Source organism: Methanomassiliicoccus sp. (genome assembly GCA_012719175.1).
In the GTDB taxonomy this organism is placed as follows: domain Archaea; phylum Thermoplasmatota; class Thermoplasmata; order Methanomassiliicoccales; family Methanomassiliicoccaceae; genus UBA6.
Genome location: JAAYAX010000005.1, coordinates 66734 through 90239, shown reverse-complemented (window position 1 = coordinate 90239; position 23506 = coordinate 66734). Strand labels below are relative to the sequence as shown.

Below are 23506 nucleotides of genomic sequence, written 5' to 3'. Positions count from 1 at the left end.
TCTCCAGGACCGCGCCTTCCTTCGAGGTAAGCAATGATCCCACGGCCAGCATCAACGTTGGAACAGAAGATCCAGAGATGGCGGGAGGAGCTCCTGGATATGAGCCTAAGGAACCGTCTCCTCAATTTCCAGCCCCGCTCAGCGGTGCGTATCATCGCGCCGCAGGCCTCGACGGTCTTCGAGGAGCTCGTGGTCAAAGGCCGTATGATCTCCTTAGATGAGATGGTGAAGGAGAGCCCTGGTAACCTAGCTCAGCAACCACTGGCCGCGGACCGGTTATGGGTACCTCATGATCCCCGAGGCATGGACGCCACCCTGAAGAGGATGCGTCTGCGGGCCCGCGGGTCCATTCAGGAACAGGGGGTGAACATCCTCTTCCTGGCCTTGGGCATGATCACATGGTACGATCCTAAGGACAGGTCCCAGGAGCTGATGTCACCATTGGTCCTGGTGCCCGTGGAGCTGGTCAAGGAGGGGCCGCTGGTGCCCTTTCGCGTCCGGGCCATCGATGAAGATATCGTCGTCAATCCCAACCTGGCATACAAGCTGAAGGTCGATCTTTCGATCACCCTCCCAGAGTGGCCGGAGGAGCTCACCTCCCTGGACGGGTTCCTGGATAGGGTCAGGGCGTCCATCTCTGTCGCCCCTAAATGGGAGGTGGAGGCCAGCGCCCATCTCGGCCTGTTCTCCTTCGCCAAGCTCAGCATGTACCAGGAGCTGCTGGTGGAGCACGAGAGGTTGGCCAAGCATCCGTTCATCAATGCGCTGGCAGGCGATCCATCGCTTCTCCCGGCCCTGCCCGACCATCCCCGGGCCGATCGCATGGACGCCATGGTGCGCCCCGCCGACTCCTTCCAGATCCTCGATGCCGATTCCTCGCAGCAGGAGGCCATAGAGATGGCCAAGCGGGGTATCAGTTTCGTCCTGCAGGGCCCTCCCGGAACCGGGAAGAGCCAGACCATCAGCAACATTATCGCCGAGGCCCTGGCGCAGGACAAGCGGGTTCTGTTCGTGTCCGAGAAGATGGCCGCCCTGGAGGTGGTCAAGGGCCGTCTGGAGGACAAGGGGCTGGGCGATTACACCCTGGAGATCCACAGCCAGAAGTCCAGCAAGACCGCGGTGGTGGAGGAGCTTCGCCGCTGCATGATGCCCGCTCCAGTACCTCCGGTGAACGTGGACGACCTGAGAAGGCTGGAGCTGGTGCGCGATGAGATCAACGGGTACGTGAACGCACTCCACATCGTGCGCGGTCCCCTGGGCCGCTCGGCGTTCCAGGTCCTCTCCAGATTGGCCACCCTGCACGAGGCTCCGGACCTGACCATCGCCATCCCCGATGTAGCCTCCATGCGCCCCGAGGATCTCGAGGCACGCCTGCGGCTGGTAGGCAAGGTCCAGGCCCAGCGGGCCCTGGTAGAGAGGATGGATGTTCACACCTGGAGGGACCTGCGCACAGACGGCTGGAAGGCCGGGGAAGAGGTGGCCGTGGCCTCGGCCTTGAGGGGGCTCAAGGACGGAGTGCACAGGGTGCAGGAGATCACCTCCGGGGCGGGCGCGGCCGTGGGCATGGAGCCCCCCCGATCCCTTGCCGAGGGCCAGAAGCTGCTGTCCCTGCTCCACAGGACCGGCTCCACCCCCTACCCCATGGAGTCCTGGCTGGCGCCGGGAAGGGCGGCTGCCCTCTTACAGGAGTGTGAACTGCTGCAGAGGGCATACCGCCAGAAGGATGATGATCAGAGGTGGCTCAGAGAGCGCTACCACGAGGAGGTCCGGACCCTGGATGCCCGGGGCCTCCTCTACCGGTTCGAGGCCGAGCACAGGGGTATGCTCCGCTCCCTTAGCTCGCGGTTCAAGGCCGATCGTGCCCTCGTTCTGCAACAACGTAGGGACGGCCGCAGGCCCGATCATGGTGAGATCGTGTCCGACCTCCGCCGTCTGGTGTCCATGGAGGAGCGGTCCCGAGAGCTGGAGTCCAGGGAGGCGTCCGCGGCAGGCAACCTCGGACCTCGGTTCCGCGGGCCCAGCACTGACTGGGGCGACCTGAGGAACAGCCTCACGTGGACCGCTGATTATGTCATAGGACTCCCTACTCCTCTCCCGTCGCCGTTGGTACAGGCCCTGTGCGATCCCTCCGGGCCGGGAAGGAAGCTGGAGACCACAGCCCAGGAGGGCGATGCTGCCGCGGCGGACCTGTCCCGCTCTCTGGGCGAGATGCAGCGCTACTTCGAGCTTCAGGGCAGGGCCAGGACGCAGGACAGGAGCTTCGAGGAGCTTACCCTGTTCGCAGAGCGTCATCTCGCGGACCTGCCGTCGATGAGGGAGTGGCTGGAGGCGGCCTCCCTGGAGAGGGCGTGCCGGGAGCAGGGCATAGCCGACCTGTTCCGGATCGGGAGGGACGGAGACCTTCCGGGAGGGGACATTGTGGCCGCGTTCGAGAAGCGGTCCTACCGCCTATGGTTCGAGCACGTCTGTTCCTTGGATTCTCGCCTTCGTGACTTCCGGGGCGAGGACCGTGAGGACGCCATCGGCCGCTTCCGGGAGTTGGACGAGAGACAGATGGCGATCGCCCAGACGAGGCTCAGGGCCAAGCTGGCCGCGGGGATTGAGCTGGCTCTGAGCGCGCAGGCGGAGAAGGGTAGCGAGCTAGCCGTCTTGAAGCGGGAGCTGGCAAAGAAGAAGAGGTTCAAGCAGGTCCGCCAGCTTTTCCAGCAGTGCCCGGACATCATCCTGAAGCTGAAACCCTGCCTCCTCATGAGCCCCCTATCGGTGAGCCAGTTCCTTGACCCGGCCGTGGTGAGGTTCGACATGGTGGTCTTCGACGAGGCCTCACAGGTGCGGCCAGAGGATGCCGTGGGCTCTATCATGAGAGGGGGCCAGACCATAGTAGTAGGGGACAGCAAGCAGCTTCCTCCCACTTCCTTCTTCAGGAGCGAGGCGGGAGAGGCAGAGGACGAGGAACTGGAGGACCTCGAGAGCATCCTGGACGAGTGCACCGCCCTCAACATCAAGCAGCACATGCTCCTGTGGCACTACCGCAGCCGGCACGAGTCGCTCATCGCCTTCTCCAACCAGCGCATGTACGACGGTTTACTGAACACCTTCCCCTCGGCCGGACATGAGGCAGGGGAATGGGGCGTCAGCTTCGTTCGTGTGACCGATGGAGTGTACGAGAGGGGCGGCAGCCGGACCAATCCCGTGGAGGCAAGGAAGGTGGCCGAGCTGGTGTTCGAGCATTTCGCCCGCACTCCCGAAAGGTCTCTGGGGGTGATCGCCTTCAGCGAGGCACAGCAGATGGCCATTATCGATGTCATCGACGACCTCCGCCGAGAGAGGCCAGAGTTCGAAGCCCACTTCGCCGAGGATGGGGACGAGGAGTTCTTCGTGAAGAACCTGGAGAGCGTTCAGGGCGACGAGCGTGACGTGATGATCTTCTCCGTCGGTTACGGGAGGGACCCCCAGGGCAGGATGCACCAGAACTATGGGCCCCTCAACACTGCAGGGGGGGAGAGAAGGCTCAACGTCGCCATCACCCGGGCGAGGATGCATATCAAGCTGGTGGCGTCCATCGGACCTGAGGACGTGGACGGCTCGATGAGCCAGGGGGCGAGAATGTTGAGGGACTACATCGCCTACGCGGCCAGCGGGGACAGCAGGACCACGCTCCCGGGGGCTCCGGAGAGGGTGCAAAGGCTCACGTTCGGTACGGAGCTGGAGGACGACGTCCACAACGCTCTGACCGGTGAGGGTTGGAAGGTGCAGAAGCATATCGGATGCTCCAGCTACCGCATAGATCTCGCCGTTGAGGATCCCTCAAGACCGGGATCATTTCTGCTGGGCATAGTGTGCGACGGCGACTCCTACCGTTCAGGCATGACCGCGAGGGACCGTGACCGTTTGCGAGACATGGTCCTGAAGGGGCTGGGCTGGAACATCCATCATCTGTGGTCCCGCGATTGGGTGGACCACAGAGGCCGGGAGCTGGAGAGGATCAGGGCGGAGATCGCTAGGATCAACGCCTCCCGGTGTGCCCCCCCAGGGAACGAGGGGGCATCTCAGGACACCAAGGGGGATGAGCTTGAGGGCCGGTCGCTGCTGAGGACCGCCTTGGTGGACCTGGTGAGGATCGAGGGGCCCGTGGATCGACCGGGCCTGAGAATCTCTTTAGGAAGGTCCGGCATGGGGGAGGTGTCCGGGGACACGTTCGATGCCGTCCTTAACGAGATGATCGCAGAGAAGGTGGTCGTGGCCAGAGGGGACTTCGTCTGGCCAGTGGGCATGTCTCGACCTCCTGTGAGGGGGCCCCGGGGGGCGGAGGCAGTGGTGCTCGCCCGCGTGGCCCCGGAGGAACTGGGGGAGGCCGCGCTGTATGTGATGGGTAGCGATGTTATGATCGCCAAGAGGGAGCTCTTCGACAGGGTGACACGCTTCTACCGCCATGATAGGCTGTCGGAGTCGGATATGAAAAGGGTCGATGATGCTCTCAGACGCTTGGTGGCGGCCGGTTATCTATCTTCTGCGGGATCCGACTCCTTTCGTAGGCCCCTGTAGGCCATAGGGCTTATCGGGAGCGTTCCTGTTGCTGGGAAAGTTTATTAAACCCCTGCCTATTAGAGGCTCTGCTCAATGTCGAGGGAGTCAGAATGAAACATATACGAAAAACGGACCCCAACCTGGTGGCCCTCATCAACGATCTGAAGAGGGAGTCCCGGGAGAGGGAGACCGCCATCTGGCGAGACATTGCTCAGCGCTTGGAGAAGCCCAGCCGCAGCTGGGCCGAGGTCAACCTGAGCAAGTTGGAGAGATACGCGAACGAGGGCGACGTCATCGTCGTCGCCGGAAAGGTACTCGGCGCTGGAAGCCTCAAAAAGAAGGTTACGGTAGCGGCGTTCCGGTTCTCGGAGTCGGCCGCCAAGGCCATAGATGAGGCCGGCGGGAAGAGGATGTCCATAACCGAGCTGGTCGCCGATAACCCCACGGGCAATGGCGTCAGGATCATGGGGTGAGCCAAATGGTAGCTGTCATCAATGCAGAAGGGCACATCCTGGGACGCCTCAGCACCAACGTGGCCAAGCGCCTGCTGAATGGCGAGGAGATCATCGTGGTGAACGCCGAGAAGGCCGTCATCACCGGTAACAGGGCCGTGGTGTTCGAGAACTACACTGCCAAGTACAAGCGAGGCAAGCAGATCAACGGTCCGTTCTTCCCTAAGAGGGCCGACCTGATCCTGAAGAGGACAGTAAGGGGAATGATCCCCTACAAGACCTCCCGCGGCAGGGATGTGTACAGGAACCTGAAGGTGTTCGTGGGCGTGCCCAAGGACATGGCGACCGCGAAGATGGAGAGGATCGAGACCGCGACCAACCTGTGGACGGACAAGTATGTCACCCTGGGAGAGGTAGCAGAGCACCTCGGATCGAGGTTGAGGTGAACAACATGGCAGAAGTTGCAAATACCAGCGGCAAGAGGAAGGAGGCTGTGGCCCGGTGCGTCGTCAGCGAGGGCAGCGGCAGGGTCAGGATCAACAACGTCCCGATCGAGATCTTAGCTCCTGAGATCGTTCGCCTCAAGATCATGGAGCCGATGGTCCTAGCCGGAGACAAGGCCTCCAAGGTCGACGTCTCGGTGAACGTCCAGGGAGGTGGCTTCATGGGCCAGGCGGAAGCGTCGCGCACGGCGATCGCCAAGGGCCTGGTGGACTTCCTCAAGGATGAGGAACTAGAAAGGCTCTTCAAGGACTACGACCGTTCCCTGCTCATCAGCGATCCCCGCAGGAAGCTTCCCAAGAAGCCTCTGGGTCGCGGCGCGAGGAAGAAGAGGCAGAAGTCCTACAGGTGAGCAAATGATCATCCCAGTAAGATGCTTCACGTGCGGCAAGGTCATCGGGGGCGTTTATCAGACGTACCTCAAGCGGGTGCAACTGGGCGAGGACCCCCAACAGGTCCTGGACGACCTCGGACTGCAGCGCTACTGCTGCCGCCGCATGATCGTAGCGCACGCGGACCTCGTCGACGAGGTCATCCCGCTGGGCTGAAAGTTAATAAACCCCTTCACTATAACCCCTTTATCCACGGGTCTGTGGGGTAGCTTGGTATCCTTCCAGCTTGGGGTGCTGGTGACTCCGATTCAAATTCGGACAGACCCACCACTATCCATATCCAGTCATTTCAAAACGATTTTCAATAGAGGGGGTTTTTGACACCATTATCGGGCTCTCCCTCCAAACGTCCTTGAGTCTCTTCCTGGCGACGCTTCGTTCTATCCTATTGTAGGACTTTAGCGTCGTGTTGGGATCCATATGCCCCAATTGGACCGACATGCCGATAACCCGGCTCATATCACCGTTGATGGTGATGGTCGTAAGGGTCGAGCGAAAGTCCTTCAATTTGAAGTCCACCCCCGACAGTACCTCGACCTTGTGCTTTATCTGGTTGAATCGATTCGCGGAGTAGAACCCATTTGTGCTAAGGGTGTTTGGGAAAAGAGCGATCGCGTTAGCGGCCTTCTTTTTCTGAAGGTGGGCAGCTCGCTCTCGAACGTACCTCTCGATAAGGGGGACCATGTCCTCGCGGATAATGCCCACCTCCTCGGGACTAGCCCAGTTGCCCTCACCCTTTGGGTAGCGTACAAAGAACGTTCGCTTCCTCAGGTTTAGGTCTTCCATATGGGCCAGGCGAAGTTCTGACGGCCGTCGGCCGGTGGCGAACGAAAGCGCCATCAACCCACGGGCCACCGAACCGGGCCACCTTTTTAATTCGTCCAGACAACCGAAGACTGCGTATAGCTCATCTTCCGACAGTGCCCGGATTGGCTTCCTAGGAGTCTTAGGCATCCTAAAACCCTCGTTCTTCATTTCCTCGATAACGTGGTTCTTGTAGAATGCCATATACCTCTTCAGACGCCCTATCTGTTTGTTTTGGAACGATGGATCGACCTTACGTAATTCGACCATATATTCCTGGACATCCGACCTCGTTAGATGTCTGGGGTCTGTGGTCGATATTCGTCCTTGGGCCTTCAGGGCTTCGAGTTCCTTTCCAATCTGTTCCAACTTTCTCCGCTCTTCCTTTTTTGTTGTTTTTGTGTTCCACGAACCTTTCCTGCTCTCTATATATCGGTCTATACCCCCGCGGAAGGGATACCTCCCTAGCCGCAAGGACAAAACCTCCTTGATGTCGGTCCTCTTGAGGCGTCCTCTGCGTTTCGCATGAGGTTTTACCTCGCCTACAGTATCGTGGAGGTTATCCTTAGCCTGTTCGGAGGAGAGCGTAGAGATATTGCTCACCAACCTGCAAAGTTGTTAATTAGGGCAGAAAATTCGTCATCTGGCTTATCGTTAACAGCTTGTGGGCCATAGTTATTCACCAGGCTGTTTAGTGTTAAACCCCAAGCTGTTTTAAAAATAATTTCACCCCCGGATCGATTGTTCAACTAGTTTGATGTCGTCCTTAGAAATAATGATCATGCGGTCCTGATCAATGTAGGGCTTATCTCTCCATGCGCGGGTTAGTCCCTTTATTCCATCTCCGAAGGTCTCTTCAATCTCGGAGAAGTGACACTGGTAAACATATACCCCTCGACTGCGTAGGGGGGCGATGATGCGAGGTAGGCGCATGCCTATGCCTATCCCCCCACGGGGCCATGCTTTATCCTTTGTATCAATCTGACACAACTCGGGGATGTCAAGTCCTGGGGCGTTAAGCAACTCATGCAGTTGTGCCGCAGTCCCAACGAAGCCGCCTATCTCTGCGACGTGTTCCAGTGCGATGGCCAGGGGATCGCCTTCTATAGCGTCGGAATCCCTCTGCTCGATTACCTTCTTGAACAGAATCTCGAATTCTTCTTCGCCCATGCCATCAACCTTGGCAATGGCCATCATCCAGAGATATGCATCCTTTAGGCGCGGGCTCCATCCCTTACAATCGCTGAGCTGCTCATAGATTGGAATGGCCTTCACTAGGAGGTCCAGAGCTGCTCCAAAGGCGTATGGGAGAAGTTGGTCGATACGAGCATTAACCTCCCCCTGCCCCAACCGCTGGGATTCGTCCACGACCTCACAATTGTAAATGATCGTCCTGTCTAGCAGATCAGGTCGAACACCACCATCGAGGCCGATGGCGTTGAGGATAATCTTTGTCCTATATCTCCGACCGTTCTCGTCATTATTGGTGTAGAGGGTCCGGCGAGATGAACGCCCCATGGAGTTGGCCTTGGTGAGCTTGTCGGATATTTCTAGGTTTATCCTAGATATGTTGTCGAAAGCTGCGGTGCATCGTCGAGATAATATGAGATCCAGGTCGTCCTCCTTCAGGGGCAAAGAGTCTCTATTGTCCGTCCCTGGATCGTCCAAGGCCTTGACCACATCATTCCCTGTACTTTTTGTTGAGCCCTGTGGCCCAAGAAAAAAGGCATTATAGTGGTTTATGTCGGCCACGTTAAATGCAGCTATCTGATACTTCAGTAACCGCCTCCTCTCAGGAGTAGTGTTGATCAACCTGACTATCTCATCGAGAGCCTCAGGCCTCCCTGATAATGGTATCACCTGCGGTCGCATCGTATCGAAGCGGCGAAACATCACTGGTGGGTCATCTACCACCTGCCAGCCATCAGCGGAAATTCGGATTGATTGCCAGGAGGCGTTGCAGAGATCATAGTAGAACGCCCCATCATGCGCCCCCTTTCTGATATAGACCTCTCGCTCCTCACCCTCGAACCTAGCTAGAACCGAAATGGTATCGATAGCCTGATTCAGAGGATCCTTCTTCGGTGCATGTCCAGCAACTTTTACTGCTTGGTACTTAAGCCAGTCCGAAAAGTCCTGCTCCCCAACAGCCTTGACTTCATGATGAGATTCATTAACAACTCGGATGAAAGGTACGTTAGCGGCATCATGAAAAAACTCCGCCTCCCCGTCCTGCCTAGCAAGCTGTAACAGGAAATCGACCTGTTCGTCTGAGCCATTTCGACTTCGCCCTTTATCCTCGGATTTATCAGCTCGGGCCTGGATGCATATTGGGCACCTTCCCTTAATGCAGATCTTTTCCCCGAACTTCCCTCGAATGTGCTTACATGAGGCCCCTTTGTAGGTACGTTTATAGACCCCTTCCAGCGTGTCCAGATGCTCCCTCTCCAGCTCCCCCGATGGAGAGCAGGCGCGAGAGTAGGCACGGACCTCGTCCCGGGCCTCCTCAAGGAGGCGGCCATGGACCTGGTTGAATATACTGATGGTCAGCGCCCCCTCGTTCCTGAGACCGAGTGGCGCACCATTCGCACGGAGGTAGGAATAACACGGGATGGACGATAGCGGGCCTTCGATGGCTTTTGGAGTGAACGCTTCCCGACTGGCCTCCTGAATCTCGGCGCGAAGCGCGTCGTTGATGATGCTGGACAAAGCCCCGATGTTCCACAGACCGATCTTCTCGGGGAAGACCAAGGGCAGCTCTCCCGGCCGGGGGCGGCGCTCCGGTATGGAGTCCAGGAGAGTCTTAACACCGCCAGCGTACTTCTCCGCCTTAGGCCGAAGGCAGCCGTAAGCTCGCATCATCGAGCCCTTTCGAGCGGTGCTGAAGTCCACCTTCAACGGGTCTAGTCCAGCCCTCTTGATGTCCATGCCAGCTTCGGCAGCGATGTGGTCGTTCAGCGCCCGTCGGACGATGGCCGAAACGTCGAGGCCATATTCGGCCCGGTCCTCAAGATGTTCAGCCAGCGCGGGATCTGGTTCCACCGAGCCCATGTCCACGAACACATGGATGTGGATGCCCTTTCCTCCAGACCATGCCAGTTGATGAGGTATGACCTCATTCTTGAGATAGGTCAGGAGCTTATTTCCCTCCTGGATGATTGCGCTCCAGTCCTCGGTATCGAAATCGAAGACAATCTCATTGAGCAACGTTCCAGCGGTGATGATGCGGTCCTTGTGCTGGCACTCGTTCCAGGGGTGCCAGGTGTCTGTCTTGCGATGCTGTATCCGGATGGGGCGAGGCTTCCTGCTCTGTTCATCCTGAACTGCCTGGAGCTTTTCCAGCCACTCCCGTTGGCGGGCAGAAACGTCTCCCTCATCCGGTGCTGGTGTGGTCGGAGGTGTCTCACACCCAGGCGATCCTCCCGAAGCCACTGGTACGGTCGAGGGTGACCCTTCGGCTGTCGCCCCTTCCGCCTTCACTTCGATAGGTGGATAAGCATCCACCATTACTGCCATTTCCTTGATGACAAGAGCCTTGGCTGTGGTATTGGGCAAGGTCACGACATCACCGACGCGAAGATCCCTGGCCACACCCTCGGCGTCCGTTAGCCTGGTGGCCACGTTCATTCGGACCAGGACGTACTCCTCCGCCTTGGTCGGCACTGAGTCCTTCGTTGATCGAACAGGGCCCTCACCAGGGAACATCAGGACCTTGGTCTTTGGATGCTCGATCAGTTCGCCATTCCGGAGCATGATCTTAACCTGGACGGCGATGTCTATCTTCACCGGATCATCGGATCCCTCCAGGCCCATAAGCCGGGTCCCCGGGTGCTGGCGAAGGTACTCACGGACCCGCTCCCGTGGGTCTATCCTGTCCTCGCCCTCCGGTTTCATCGAATAAGCCTCTGCAGTCCTTCGAGTTCACTATCGCGCACCAGGAGGTATCCAAGATCATGGTCTAGCTTTCTAGCCACGAACGGAGGTAAAGCAAGTTGGCGTAATTTTACTAAGAACTCACACTGCTCCTCAATGGCGTCAAGAGCTGCATCCGTTCCCTGTCCGTAAAGGATGAACGGTCTCTTCACCTCGATCAAGGGTCCCCCTCCTTACCCTCCTTGGCATGCATAGGATGCCCGTGCGCCGTCCGAACGGCGTTCACCCTGATAGCGGTAAGTTCCTCGGTATTAACGCCCCGCCGCCAGCCTATCTTCTGACACCTCTGCCCACAATAGAGTTTGAACGAGCGGTCTCTTTTTTCCAGAGGGCCGGCACAGATTATGCAGATGTCCGGGTCGGCTGCTCGTTGGCGCATGTACTTCATCGAGGTGCGATCACCGGTAATTTCGTCAAGTAAGATCTGGCAGGCTTCGGAACAGGTGCAGCGACGAGGGCCTGAACTCCACCTGTTGAAAGAAAAGGCCTTACCGCAGATGACGCACTGGACGTTATCCTGGTCAATGTCGGTCATCGTCTCACTCCAATATGGTGCGGAGCGAGGACCACCTCATCATCCTGAATATTCCTTATCGCTTCCTTTACAATCTCCAACGGATTCCGTTCTGTAACTTTTAGCGACTCGCAAATGTCAGGATTATGTAAAAGATTAAACTGAGTGGCTACGGAATGAACGAGGCAACCACCTCGGTATGCCCTAACTAGGTCCATCGCCGATCACCTTTCTTCAACAACGGTGAGACGGCCGCCCGACACTCGCTGATAGATAATTCGAGTATGTGGAACAGAATCGACTAATCGGACGATTTCCGACATCCGATTAATGTCTGCTTTCAGAACCAAGGCCAGCATGGCTCGCGGCTCATTGTCGCGGTCCTGCGAATTATTTAAGTCCTGCTTTTCGTTATTCATTGTTCGCCATCTCCTTTCAATGGGGTTTGGCCGGCCTGGGACGTTCGGTCCTATTGCTTGGTCGGCATTGTGCTGAACGTCCCAGGCTTGTTTCCGAATCGAGATGCGTCAGGTTTTTTTCGACATGACCAAACGCAATTTCGGGATGTGTTTTTCGGATTTGAGGTTGATAATTATAATTAAAAGATTTATACTTTCTCTCTACAAACCGTTAAAAAATCATACATTCCGTTGGAAATATACGAAATTAAAGAAATTAAGAAATTAAAGAAATGAAAGAGATTAAAAAATATACGAAATTAAAGAAATTGAGAAATTAAAGAAATTGAGAAATTTCAGATATTAAATAGGCACGAATCATAAAAAAAGGAATTTTTTGGGGCGTGGGGCTGAATAGTAGACGCCCACGACCCTCTGGGGGAAGGAGAACTCCCATTGGTCGTCCGCCTGTGGCAGAAAGGAGGGCTCAGAAGGTCCCGAACAACCGAGCGAAGAAGTCCAGGACCTCACCCTTGACCGAGGTCACGGCTGCCAAAAGGAGTAAGCGGGAGATGGTGAATGAAGCAATCGGCAGGATGAGCCTCAATGAGATCCCGCCCTCTTTGTTCCATGCTCTCCGCGTTACCATGAAACGACCTACCAGAAATGTGGTATTTAGAATGTTAGTCTTTTCTGGTCGAGTGTCCGTACCACAATGAAAGTGCTAATGGATACTCATCCGAGCGGATAATGCGATGTACGAGGATTCAGAATCTTCCGAATTTACGATGAGCCGGAGTATTCTGAGGGATCTGAATCCTCTGAGTAATTATCTGGTCCTTCTTATGAAAGTAAAAATATGCGTCACTCCCAAAATAGATGTGGCCTTGAGGGACCGGTCTCCTAATCGGCGTCAAGGCACGTTGCCGGGAACCATCATCACAAACGGCAACGTGGACCTTAGTAACCCACAACAAGGAGGCTAACCGAGTGATCGGGCCGAGGCCCCGGGCCGGAAGGACCTCGGCGTGCGAGGGAGGGATCTACGGTCCAGGGGAGGGCCTAGAGACGCTAAAGCACGGCCTCGTTCGAGGACAGCCGAGGGTCAAGACTGAGAAGAGGAAATTGTCAACGAATACGGCACTAGGCATTGTTCCCTACGTTCTCTTCTTTCTCTTGTTCTTTATATATTGCGCAACCCCGCTCCCCATTTGACATTGACAAAATTACTGGCTAGGGTCTATTTTGTCAATGAGAATTTTGGATCGGGCGAGGTGATGACCGTTAAGACGATGACCCTGAGGGACGCTCCGATAAGTGAACCATGCGGGATCAATGAACGTTGACGATGACATACGACGCCCTATCGAACGTATGTGAACGCCTGTATGGGCATGATTTGACATTCGCTGCATAAGAGCCAGCGTACATCCGTAAACGTTGAACGTGAACGTATCCCTACGCGTCTAAGATCGATGGAGATCGACATGCCTGACCTGATACCATACCCCACAGTTGCGACATTCCACGATGGCGTGGATGTCGTCAACATCGGAAATATAGCTGTAATCGAAGAACTCACATGCTGGACACTCGACACCGCCTTTCGTGCTATATATCAAAGGCTTGGTGGTGATGAACGCGCTGGACGTCCCTCATCGCCTCCTCATGAGCTTGGACACCATGCCCTTGCCTTTGGTCCTTGTCCGAGGCTTGCCGTTCGACTGAGCCCTTTGCTCCTGCTCTCTCTGCGTCTTTATGAGATCCGCCTCTTTGACCTTGGCATAGTTCCTGACGGCGACCTCCAAGGTGCATCCCATGATCTGCGGCAGCTCATAGATCGTGTATCTCTCGGTAACCAGGGCCCTGATCGCCCTATTATGGCGGAAGGTCATAGGGCTGACATCTTGATAGCCTGCCGTCCTGCCTATCTCCTTGACTAGAATGAAATAAAACTCCCGGGTTTTTCGCCTCATATTCAGGAAGTTTTGGATGACGTGGACCTTGATGGGCGGAACCTCGGATTGTAAGGTCTTCTTGTTCTTCGGTCTGACCCATTTTAGGTAGATCTTGTCCCCCTGCCGGATCATGCTATCCGGTCCGAGCTTACACACCGAGGAGACGTGCATCCCGGTGAGGTCCAGGACCGTGATGAGACCGCGCTGCTCGTCGTTGGTGCAGGAGGCGATCATTCGCGGGTAGAAGCTCTCGTCCAACACTGGATACTTGGTCGCGCCCATGATATCACTTACACATATTATGGTAGCTACTATGAATATGGTTAATGAGTTATATTAATTGTTGGAGAAGAAGTAATCCAGAAGCATAGAAGCGTAAGCTCGTTTGAAACTTTCTATTGCTAATGTCCTTGTGGTTTCACATCTTAAACGCTTCCATAATTAATCCACTTATTTCATAATCTTTGTTGATTATTTAGAAAAAATGACATCTCAAGAAGAAAATCAAACAATGAAAGTCAACACGACCCCAGCGATAAAGACAAAAAAGGGGCAAGTTGTAATTGTTTTTGGAGCGGGCGCGAGTTATGGAGTAAGCTCTTGCACACCAAGAAATCCACCCCTTAGTACGACACTATTTCTCGAAATGACCAAGGATTTTCCAGTAACTTGGGGGGTTTTACCCCCATACCTAAAGGACGTTTTCAATGATACCGTACCAGGATCATTTGAAAGGGGCATGGGGTTGATGCTAACAGAGGCTAGAGAATCCGACAAATGGAATTTAAAAACATATCAAAAGGACCTTGGCCAGTATTTCGCTGGTTTTCGTTTAGGTATTGGGGATGATTATTCAGATCCTTATACTTGGTTCGTAAAAGAGTTCCGTTCATTGCTAGAATCGGGAATAATCACCATCGGATCCTTGAACTACGATTGTTTACTCGATGAAGCAATACAAAAACAGGGATTGAAGATAGCATATAAACCTGGAGCGAACGGAGTGAAGCTAGATAAAATCCATGGATCATGCAATTTCCTACCCTCTATCAAGTTGGCTAGTCTAGAGCATTATGCGAATAAAATAATCGTACCGTTTGAGGTGGAGTCCTTGGACGGACTTGTAGATAAGATAAAGAATAGCCAAATACAACCTGCTATGCGTTTCTTTACGAAGGATAAAGATAATTTAACTTGTAGTGCAGAGCTAGATGCTATTCTATTTGAATTTCAATCGTTAGTGAATGATGCAAACCTAGTGATAATCATCGGAGTCAAGCCCAATCCAGATGATAAGCATATTTGGGACCATATTATGAATACTAAGGCAAAAGTGGTCTTAATTAGTCCCGATGATAAATGTGGTGAGTGGTTGACGAATTATAGGTCCGGAAAGTATAATAGATGGTATCCAATGAAATTCGAGGAATGCCACACAACTTTAATTACAGAGATTGAAGACGAAATAAAAGATAGAACTAATTCATAATCACTCTCTGTTGCTACTTCCAAATCTTAGCAACATTTTAAAAGATTAACTCTTGCACATTCTGTGAACCAGTGTTTTTATTGTAGACGATTACTTAACACTTCTTGGCATTAATATAAAAGATTACCTACTCTTTGATACGTGTCCCTGGTATCAGCCCTTCATTCAATTTTAAGTTTCGGCAGACCATCAACGATGTCAACGGTCTGGACGCTGAGGTTGATGATGCTCAAAAGCAGGTCGAGGATATAGCGAGGTTTGCCCGATTCAATTGCCCAGTCGTTGGGGTCGTTCTTGATTTCACTGGCCTTATCTATCGTCACCCGGTACCGCTCCATAATCCATTCAATGGGGCTCTTTCCGTTCACAATATACTCATAGGCTTTGTCCGGTATCCCTGAGATCTTGATCTTACTGTTGTATTTGATCGTGCCCTTCTCGCCCTTCTTCGGAAACCTCATCTTGCAGACGGTGAAGTCCCCGGCCTCAGCGCCTGTGACCTTAACGTCGGGGTGCCAAGGGATTGCCTCGTAGTTGAGGTGGAGATCTGCTAGCCTCCTCCCTGCCTGGCTAAAGGCCCAGAAGTCCGTAACATCGTCAACCAAGGGGATCCTTGGTAGCATCTTCTTCAAATCGTTGGAGAAGGTCTTACGATAGTCGGGGCTGTGTAGGATGCCGTATACGTAATAGAAGATGTCCTCTTTGGAAAGTCCCGAGTCGCCATACTCCTTTCTTGCCTTATTAAGGATAAAATCGCTAATACCATCTTTTCGGACACATTTGTTACTTAGATGGGTGTCCCCCACATCTAGAAGGGACTGGGATGAGTCAATCATTTTCCAATTGCCGACTCCAATTTCCTCAAAATGATATAGGGGAAAGCATTGAGATTTTCCTACAAGCTCAAGGTCAGGCATCATGTTAGTGATGATGCAAGAGAACTCCTTTGTTACTCCGATACCGGATGTGCAGATTACTAGATTTGAGACTTTTGAATCCGGGAAAAGTTTGGGCATTTGATAGACCCTATTATTTAAATGTCGGTTAAAATAGAGATATTGTTTAAAAAACGGTCTATACGAGCTGATTCGGATAGACTCTGGATCGAATGAATATTTCATGCCTTTTATTATATCTATCCTTTGTTGGGCATCCCAGCTAAACCGCGTTGAATCATATGTTATAAAGTCCTCAACGGTCAGATCATTGGTCTGGGATTTGGCGCTGGAGAACCCATCCACTTGTGAGTTGTAGTAATCGATAGATTCTTTGATTTTTTGAACGAGCTTGTCTCTGTTGGAATTGAAGCACCAGGCATCTCTATTGGTTTTTACACCACTCGAATAGTTAGGTACGAAATATGATTTGCCATCCTTGTTACCCTTATCTCCTATCGGTATAAATTTACTGAATGAAGCACTACGTTGATTAATCCAATCGCCCGCCTCATTGGGCGTGATAATTTCCCAATTGAAGTCTGGGTTGGTAACAGTACTCAATTGCACTATCCTTTCCAGTTTCTCTTCCCTTGTAAGGTAGTCACCGATGTCGTGATAATAGATCGTCGCTTTATTTCTAGACGCTTTAAGATTTTTTACCAGCAGGGCAATAGCGATTGGAGCCCTCGATCCGGACCCGAAAATTTTTCCGCCTTCCCTACGGCTTAGTTCTCCACTGGTACGCTGGTTCCCTCTCAGATTGAACACGTAAACGCTGCTGAACTCCCTCTCCAGATGCTTTCTGAAACCATCTTGGGCATTGCCGTCCAACCAGCCACCATTCGAGATAAAACAGATTATGCCTCCTCGATGCTCATCTAATCTATCAGATGACCAACGGAACGCTTTGATATAGCTATCATACAGCGAGTTTTTCAAAGTAGCAGTTGATTTCTTAGCGTAGGTCTCTGAAATCCGCCCATTCAGTTTTGGATATGATGTATTTTGTGCATCATCGTTCGCCGATGTTTGCCACGCCGAATAAGGCGGATTGCCAATGATTACATTGATAGGTGCTTTTTGCTGGCTCTCAACATTTCCGATGTTCTCGGGGAAGAAACTTGGGCGGAACAGGTCACCCTGTACGGCCTCGCCCAGTTGGAAAGTATCGGTCAAACATATGCCGTCGAAGGTCCGATATTCATCCTCCACTGCCAGTATATCATGATACACGTTCTCGATGTTCACGGCGGCGATGTAGTACGCTAGCAGGACGATTTCGTTGGCGTGGATCTCGCTCGCGTATTTGCGTTCCAGGTCCTCCTGCTCGATCAATCCGCTCTGAAGTAGCCGTGTGATGAACGTTCCGGTTCCAGTAAATGGATCGAGGATGTGAACGTTCTCATCCGTCAGACCTCTATTGAACTCCTTCTTCAGGACATCATCGACCGAGCGGATGATGAAATCTACCACTTCCACCGGGGTGTAGACGATACCGAGCTGGTCGGCCATCTTCGGGAAGGCGGCCTTGAAGAACTTGTCGTACAGCTCGATGATGATACGCTGCCTACCCTCGGCGTTATCGATCATGGAAGCCCTCATACGTACGGATTCGTAGAAGCGTTCCAGGGCTTGAGTGTCCTTCTCAATCGCGTTGGCCTCTAGAAGATCGACCATCTTCTGCATCGACCTTGAGATCGGGTTGTGGTCCGCGAACGAGTAGTTCTCGAACAAGGCCTCGAAGACCGGCCTCGTGATCATGTGCTGTGACAGCATCTCTATGGCCTGCTCCTTCGAGATCTCGGGGTTGAGGTTTCGCCGAAGTTCCGAAAGGAAGTCGTTGAAGGTATCCTTTATTCGTTCGTTCTCCACCAACCTGGATAGGCGGTCTATCTGTTTTTCAGCGATCTCTGCAACATTCTTGGCCCACTGCTCCCAGTACAGGCGATCCCCGACCTTCATGACCATCCGAGCATAGACAGCGTCCTGGAGTTCCTCGAACTCCAGGTTCAGCCTCATCTGTATTGTCCCTTCCCCAACCTGACCTTCGGATACTATCGGATTGCCGTTCTCATCAAAGCCGAGGTCCGGCCTACCGACTAGGATGGTGGTAGGCTTCTTTTTGTTGAGGTCTATCTTGTTGATGGTAGCATTGAAGCGGTCATCGTGGGCACGCAGAGCGTTAAGTACCTGCCAGACGACTTTATATCGGACATTGTCCTCCAAAGCCTTCTCGGCCGATACGCCGCTGGGGATGACGACCGGGATGATGATGTATCCGTACTTTTTACCCTCAGAGAGCCTCATGACGCGGCCTACAGACTGAACAACATCGACCTGAGAGTTACGCGCAGCCAGGAACATCACTGCGTCCAATGATGGTACATCAACGCCTTCGCTCAGGCATCTGACGTTCGTGAGGATCCTGCACTCGTCGCCCTCCCTCTTCAGCCAGCTGAGCATCTCATCGCGCATCGTTGCGCTCATGGTCCCGTCAACGTGTCGAGCCTCGACTCCCAGTATTCTTCCTACCGTTTCCTCGGGCAGGTCGTCCATGTACTTCTCCGAGACCTCGTTGAAGTTGTAAGCGATGCCCTTGCTGATCTTTATGGTCTGGCAGAATGCCACGGCCCTCTTCATCGGTAGTGGGTCTGTGTCCCTAATAACGCCATCATCGCCGACGATCTGCTTCGATAGCGCATTGATGCAACCGATGAGCTTCGCGGCATCGTCAGCGTTAATCGTCTGGTCCACATTGGCCACCATCCTCTGCACCGATGGCGAGATGTTTCGGTCGTTCAGAGTGAGTACGAGGACCTTGTAGTCGGCGAGGAGCCCTCTTTCCACCGCCTCTCCGAAGCCAAGCCTGTGGATCTCCTTACCGTACAACGTCTCGTCGTCCATCGAGCAGAGGACGGCGTCGTTCTCATCCGCCTTGCTCTTGCTATCATCGCTGAATATCCGAGGCGTAGCGGTCATGTAGAGGCGCTTTTTGGCCTTGAGGAAATCGTTGTCGTGGACCTTTACGAACGCGGACTCGTCATCGCCAGCCAGTGTCACACCAGTTGTCCTGTGTGCTTCGTCGCAGATGATGAGGTCGAACGAAGTTCCCAATCTTTCCTGCGCCTTCGAGACCACATCGATGCTCTGGTAGGTCGAGAAGAAGATTGAAAGTCCGCCGTTGTCTCTGTTCTTGATATGCGCAAGCTGCCGCATAATATTATCAACGTCCGTGCTGGCTGGTAGTGCTAGATCCACTGTACTAGCGGCGTCCTCATCGTCCTTGTTGTTCTTCTTCTTGGAGACAGTGGAATCAGAACAGATGCAGATGGCATTGATAGGTTTGTCAGCATCGTTGTGCCATTCGTTGAGCGTTTGACCTAGGAGCGCGATGGACGGCACCAGGAAAAGGATCGTGCCCTTGCCACCGGTCTCGTTCTCGGCGATCTTCAGGGCCGCGTACGTCTTCCCGGTCCCGCAGGCCATGATTAGCTTTCCTCGGTCTGCGGTCCTGAAGTACTCATGGACCTTGTCCAAGGCCTCCTTTTGATGTGGTCTAATTGTCTTTTTATCCAGCCTCGCAGGCAGGCCGAAAATGCCATCATCGAGCTTTTCCCAGTCAATGGGGGCGTTCTCCAGGTCCGTCAGGCTGATGCGCGACACTGGGGGGTCCTGATTGACCAGGGCCGCTTCGGCGTTCCCGCCCCAGTTGTTGGTGGTGGAGATCCACAGGCGGTGAAAGAACCTGATCATCTCGCCGTTTCGATCCACAAACCCCCGGCCCGACGTTGATAAAAAGGAATCAACTTCCTTCTTATCAATCCGGGAGTCCTCTTGGTAACATTTGCACTGGATGGCCCAGTACTCGCCGTCCTTGGTCAGGGCGACCAGGTCGATTCCTGTGTCAGTGCGACCGAACTGCTCCCGGAAGGGGAACTCGCTCCACAGCCAAACTTTGTCGAACTCGTTCTCGTATAATGGACTTGTGAGCAGGTATCCCTGCATAAGGCGCTCAAATCGATCGCCTTTGTCTCGCTCAGAAAAAGACAAATCCCTGTGCTTGTTGAGGATGGATTTGAAATTCAATTGGATCGGGCGGGTATTGGTCTCAAGGTGATTAATCTGTATCGGATTGCTCCTCCAACTGGAATGAAATATTATTTGATGCTTATATATCGGAAATAGCAACCCTTGTCCGAGAATATGAAAAATAGTAAAACAGTTGAAAAAGAAATAATCATTGTAGATATTGAGGATTAATACACAAAAGATAAAATGGAGATTCTACATTAGTAATTTGACCAATGCATACCTGCAGCTCCACTTCACTATGATTTGTCTGCAGGTCCCTGCACATTTAATTTTCTAGCCCCATTTCTTTGAAGGCTAAGTATGTGATTGCACATTTAAAATTTGATCGACAATTTCCAGTAAGTTCACTTTCTGGTCGGCTCTTCCACTCGTCACTTATTCTGCGTAGCATTATTAACGCCTCTTCCTCAGAAATCGCTTCTTGTTGGTAATAATACATAATCAGGAGGGGTTTTGCGTATTCTGCCACTGAAGATATGGCTCTGTCTACATCGTCCAATGATTTCACATTTATCGATCTTATGACAGATCGGAATGTGGATGGAATGTAGTTCTCAAGCTTATCTCTATACTGTTTTTTCTTCTCTTCGATATATTCGGTTAAGTATGGACCGTAGTCTTCTTTTGGCATACCAGATTCTCTAAGGTAATGGAAAATTGGAGCGTATTCACTTTTCCTTGTTCTTTTAGAGTCTTGGAAATATTTTACCACTGCTTTTGAATCATATTCCGAATCCCCAGATAAGACGCTATTTACCATGCTATCGGATGTGAAGATTGGTATTTCCTTCAACGCGCGCAAATAATTTTCATCTGTAATTGCTACAACGAGCTTGTCATATTTTTCAGGAGATATGTCATCTATTCCTATCAGCCCATATTTGCTTTCCGCAGAACTCCCTACAACGATGATTTTTTTTACCAATTGTCTCAGTTTTCTGATTTTCGACGGTGATGCAGAAGGTATCATTTCCGATAATTCTTGAAATATTGCTTTAAAATTATCAGTGCTTAAAGAGGATATTGCGAGTCTTTTTCCTTTATAGTCAAAATTCGTCGTGGTCTTTATAAATCCTAACTCTCCTGGCATATAAGAAATATAAATTACATTTTTCTCAATTTCATGAAATTTGTCTTCATCCAAGGACGAAATTAGGTCATTAATAATATCCTTAACATCTCCATCATTTAACTGGTATCCCAGAATTACCATTGGATAGTCACATAACGTGGAGAGAAGTTTAGCCGAGACGATTTTTGACCTGTCTCGAAATTCTTGGTAATCCTCTTCATTAATAATGATGGTGCTAGGTTCTTTTAACGTTCCATGGATCTTGAATATCTCACCTATCCCCTGAGAACCAGAAAGATAGTAATCTGACACTCGTGAATATACTGCAAATTTCCTTTCAAATATGGCGTCTTCAATAAGACAATCATAATTAGTTGTCACAATACATGGGATTATATCTACTAATTTTTTAAATATATTTATCTCATCTAATAAAGATTCATCATCCGTCATTTCAAGGTCTTCCAGGGCCGATGACGCAATAATTTTTATAGGATTTATTCCCTTGATGAATAAATCATATTCTTTTTCATTAAATAGCCTTTGAGGATCGATACGTCCACTCTTTATTTCTTCATTCAAGTAAAGATTTAATTCCGTTGCCAATCTTGGATACTCTCCTATTTCTGGGATACAGTTATGCCTGGCTGTATGCCTGAAGGCTACAAGTCTACCCTCATTAATCTCCATTCTGTTTGCGATTATCTGAAGGAGTCCTTTCCAGTCAGGAGAATTTTTCAAATATCTGCGCGTAATCCCAGAACCAATTAAAAGAATGGGTGGCTTATCAAAATTAAATATTGTTAACTTTTCCTCCGAGGGCATAGAAGGAAATGTTCTTCAGTGTAGACATATTTTTGTTTGCGATTTATCATCACACTAACTTCATTCGTCATCCATCCATACATTATTCTGATTTTAATTTTTTTAACAAATTCACTGTATAAGGATGGCAGCCCGATAATGTCGTCGGAAGGCCTGAGGTCCATAAATTCGTCGGAGCGTTGGCTTGGCAAGGTGCGAATAAGGGCATCTTCATCACGACATTATCCTTCACCAGGGAGGCGGAGCAATTTATTTTTAAGACAGATATGGAGATGGCATTGATAGATGGTGAAAAACTGGCTGATCTGATGATCGAGAACAATGTGGGCGTCTCTGTCATCGATAAATACGAGCTTAAGAAAATTGATGACGACTATTTCACTCAGTGGTAGCTGGCAACAAATACTTTCGGGCACATCCCACCGCAACGAGCGTCAAGGAGAGGCACGCTCATTTCTTCATGCGTTACAACCCTCAGCACATCACCAAGCGATTAGCTTGCCCCGCCTGCGGCGTTGATAATAGGATAAGGTCCTGTGACTCGCAGATGTTGCTAGAGGCACCATATGCGAGCTGTGGTGTCCTAGTTCGGTGGAAGAGGAATATTCTTGCGAGCGCCCACGGTGTTCGGTATGCATTTGATGATTATGTCTCGGAGGTTAAGAGTCCAATCCGAGATGATTGATGCCTCAATAACGGCCTAACGACTCGATAACGGCTTAAAAAAAGTAGGTCGTTACTGGATAGCCAGTGTGTAGAATAATATTGAAAAATAACAACTTAACGACTTGGTATAATCTTTTTTAAAAAGAAATAATATGATTAGTAATAAACAGCACACCAGACAAAATGATAAACCTTGTAAGAGGAGGATATAAAAAATATTGAAAGAGTTTGTCCAGCAAACCTCAAAGGACGAAAATGCCGTTATTGAAACCTGGAATGATTATCTGGATAGTCGGTGTTGAAAGTCCGGACAGACCCACCACTTTTCCCTTCATTTTTACCTATTATCTATCCCTCGGCCTGCTAGTAGCTTTCTCTAGGGCCTCAGATAGGTGCATACTGTCTGAGGCATCCGGGATGTCTGTTCTCTATCGCGATCGTGGGTCGAGGAGACCGTGTCCAGAATCAAAACATGTTACTGATACAGGACCTTTTTTAGGCGATAATCAACATTGCTCATCATGGCCAGCCCAATTGAGATAGTCATAGGAAAACTCAATATTCCTTTGAGCAAGGATAATAGGCGGATCATCAAACAGATAAAGGACTACGAGAACAAGAGAGATGCAATAAGGCGAGCAGAGCACGGTATTCGGCTCCTTGCGAAGCAGGTTGAGGATGAGTCTTTGAGTAAGACCGCTGAGGTGCTCGTGGGGGAAGCCGATCGCTTGTCGGAGGAGATGGACCGATTGACGCACCTCATAGACAGCCTGATCGATAAGCTACAGCCCGATAAATGAATGAGATCGGAATTGTCGGCAGCCCGACATTGATTAAAAAACCAAAATGGAGCTAGACTCGACAGTCCTTTCTCTCGTTGGATCGATGAACATTCAAAGAGTAGTAATGGGTCCCTGGACCCACATGCTAGGTAGGACATCGCGA

The 23506-nt window shown here is 51.7% G+C and carries 15 protein-coding genes, 1 tRNA gene and 1 pseudogene; 9 read left to right on the top strand and 8 right to left on the bottom strand.

Features of this window, described 5'->3' with window-relative positions; translation table 11 throughout:
- Positions 1–33: 33 nt before the first annotated feature.
- From GXX95_04005 to GXX95_03980, 6 genes are all read left to right on the top strand, one after another.
- On the top strand, positions 34–4545 hold the full coding sequence (locus tag GXX95_04005) for a DUF4011 domain-containing protein (protein ID NLT37307.1): 4512 nt from the start codon (positions 34–36) through the stop codon (positions 4543–4545).
- Between the two features lie 92 nt (positions 4546–4637).
- Positions 4638–5000, top strand: coding sequence for a 50S ribosomal protein L18e (locus tag GXX95_04000; GenBank protein ID NLT37306.1), 363 nt, complete (start codon positions 4638–4640; stop codon positions 4998–5000).
- Between the two features lie 5 nt (positions 5001–5005).
- Positions 5006–5425: a 50S ribosomal protein L13 gene (locus tag GXX95_03995; GenBank protein NLT37305.1), complete on the top strand. Its 420-nt coding sequence runs from the start codon at positions 5006–5008 to the stop codon at positions 5423–5425.
- 5 nt (positions 5426–5430) lie between these two features.
- Positions 5431–5832 carry a 30S ribosomal protein S9 gene (locus GXX95_03990; GenBank protein ID NLT37304.1) on the top strand — a complete coding sequence of 134 codons (402 nt, stop codon included), beginning with the start codon at positions 5431–5433 and terminating at the stop codon, positions 5830–5832.
- A gap of 4 nt (positions 5833–5836) precedes the next feature.
- Positions 5837–6028, top strand: a complete 192-nt coding sequence (locus GXX95_03985) for a DNA-directed RNA polymerase subunit N (protein ID NLT37303.1) — start codon at positions 5837–5839, stop codon at positions 6026–6028.
- A gap of 38 nt (positions 6029–6066) precedes the next feature.
- Positions 6067–6142: transfer RNA gene (locus GXX95_03980), tRNA-Pro, on the top strand.
- On the opposite strand, the gene GXX95_03975 is transcribed toward GXX95_03980, so the two are convergent.
- From GXX95_03975 to GXX95_03950, 6 genes are all read right to left on the bottom strand, one after another.
- A complete protein-coding gene (locus GXX95_03975) occupies positions 6143–7279 on the bottom strand; it encodes a tyrosine-type recombinase/integrase (GenBank protein ID NLT37302.1) in 1137 nt (378 codons plus the stop codon).
- A 123-nt stretch (positions 7280–7402) separates the two neighbouring features.
- Positions 7403–10570 carry a hypothetical protein gene (locus GXX95_03970; protein ID NLT37301.1) on the bottom strand — a complete coding sequence of 1056 codons (3168 nt, stop codon included), beginning with the start codon at positions 10568–10570 and terminating at the stop codon, positions 7403–7405.
- Positions 10567–10770 carry a hypothetical protein gene (locus tag GXX95_03965; protein NLT37300.1) on the bottom strand — a complete coding sequence of 68 codons (204 nt, stop codon included), beginning with the start codon at positions 10768–10770 and terminating at the stop codon, positions 10567–10569. Before GXX95_03965 ends, GXX95_03970 begins: the two co-directional genes overlap by 4 nt.
- A complete protein-coding gene (locus GXX95_03960) occupies positions 10767–10997 on the bottom strand; it encodes a hypothetical protein (protein ID NLT37299.1) in 231 nt (76 codons plus the stop codon). Before GXX95_03960 ends, GXX95_03965 begins: the two co-directional genes overlap by 4 nt.
- Before the next feature lie 1011 nt (positions 10998–12008).
- Positions 12009–12170, bottom strand: a complete 162-nt coding sequence (locus GXX95_03955) for a hypothetical protein (GenBank protein ID NLT37298.1) — start codon at positions 12168–12170, stop codon at positions 12009–12011.
- Positions 12171–13176: 1006 nt separating this feature from the next.
- A complete protein-coding gene (locus GXX95_03950) occupies positions 13177–13761 on the bottom strand; it encodes a hypothetical protein (GenBank protein NLT37297.1) in 585 nt (194 codons plus the stop codon).
- 229 nt (positions 13762–13990) lie between these two features.
- Here GXX95_03950 and GXX95_03945 point away from each other — a divergent pair, with 229 nt between their 5' ends.
- Positions 13991–14968 carry a hypothetical protein gene (locus tag GXX95_03945; GenBank protein ID NLT37296.1) on the top strand — a complete coding sequence of 326 codons (978 nt, stop codon included), beginning with the start codon at positions 13991–13993 and terminating at the stop codon, positions 14966–14968.
- 161 nt (positions 14969–15129) lie between these two features.
- On the opposite strand, the gene GXX95_03940 is transcribed toward GXX95_03945, so the two are convergent.
- Complete coding sequence (locus GXX95_03940; protein NLT37295.1) at positions 15130–19992, bottom strand: DEAD/DEAH box helicase; 4863 nt, start codon at positions 19990–19992, stop codon at positions 15130–15132.
- Positions 19993–20263: 271 nt separating this feature from the next.
- Positions 20264–21895 carry an SIR2 family protein gene (locus tag GXX95_03935; GenBank protein ID NLT37294.1) on the bottom strand — a complete coding sequence of 544 codons (1632 nt, stop codon included), beginning with the start codon at positions 21893–21895 and terminating at the stop codon, positions 20264–20266.
- 125 nt (positions 21896–22020) lie between these two features.
- On the opposite strand from GXX95_03935, the pseudogene GXX95_03930 reads away from it, so the two are divergent.
- A pseudogene (locus tag GXX95_03930) lies at positions 22021–22287 on the top strand (restriction endonuclease).
- Between the two features lie 795 nt (positions 22288–23082).
- A complete protein-coding gene (locus GXX95_03925) occupies positions 23083–23361 on the top strand; it encodes a hypothetical protein (protein NLT37293.1) in 279 nt (92 codons plus the stop codon).
- Positions 23362–23506: the final 145 nt, after the last annotated feature.

Bases quoted from the DNA above. Each gene is read 5' to 3' on its own strand.
- GXX95_04005 (NLT37307.1), top strand. From the start codon at position 34: ATGATCCCACGGCCAGCATCAACGTTGGAACAGAAGATCCAGAGATGG.
- GXX95_04000 (NLT37306.1), top strand. From the start codon at position 4,638: ATGAAACATATACGAAAAACGGACCCCAACCTGGTGGCCCTCATCAAC.
- GXX95_03995 (NLT37305.1), top strand. From the start codon at position 5,006: ATGGTAGCTGTCATCAATGCAGAAGGGCACATCCTGGGACGCCTCAGC.
- GXX95_03990 (NLT37304.1), top strand. From the start codon at position 5,431: ATGGCAGAAGTTGCAAATACCAGCGGCAAGAGGAAGGAGGCTGTGGCC.
- GXX95_03985 (NLT37303.1), top strand. From the start codon at position 5,837: ATGATCATCCCAGTAAGATGCTTCACGTGCGGCAAGGTCATCGGGGGC.
- GXX95_03970 (NLT37301.1), bottom strand. From the start codon at position 10,570: ATGAAACCGGAGGGCGAGGACAGGATAGACCCACGGGAGCGGGTCCGT.
- GXX95_03960 (NLT37299.1), bottom strand. From the start codon at position 10,997: ATGAAGTACATGCGCCAACGAGCAGCCGACCCGGACATCTGCATAATC.
- GXX95_03955 (NLT37298.1), bottom strand. From the start codon at position 12,170: ATGGTAACGCGGAGAGCATGGAACAAAGAGGGCGGGATCTCATTGAGG.
- GXX95_03950 (NLT37297.1), bottom strand. From the start codon at position 13,761: ATGGGCGCGACCAAGTATCCAGTGTTGGACGAGAGCTTCTACCCGCGA.
- GXX95_03945 (NLT37296.1), top strand. From the start codon at position 13,991: ATGAAAGTCAACACGACCCCAGCGATAAAGACAAAAAAGGGGCAAGTT.
- GXX95_03935 (NLT37294.1), bottom strand. From the start codon at position 21,895: ATGCCCTCGGAGGAAAAGTTAACAATATTTAATTTTGATAAGCCACCC.
- GXX95_03925 (NLT37293.1), top strand. From the start codon at position 23,083: ATGGCCAGCCCAATTGAGATAGTCATAGGAAAACTCAATATTCCTTTG.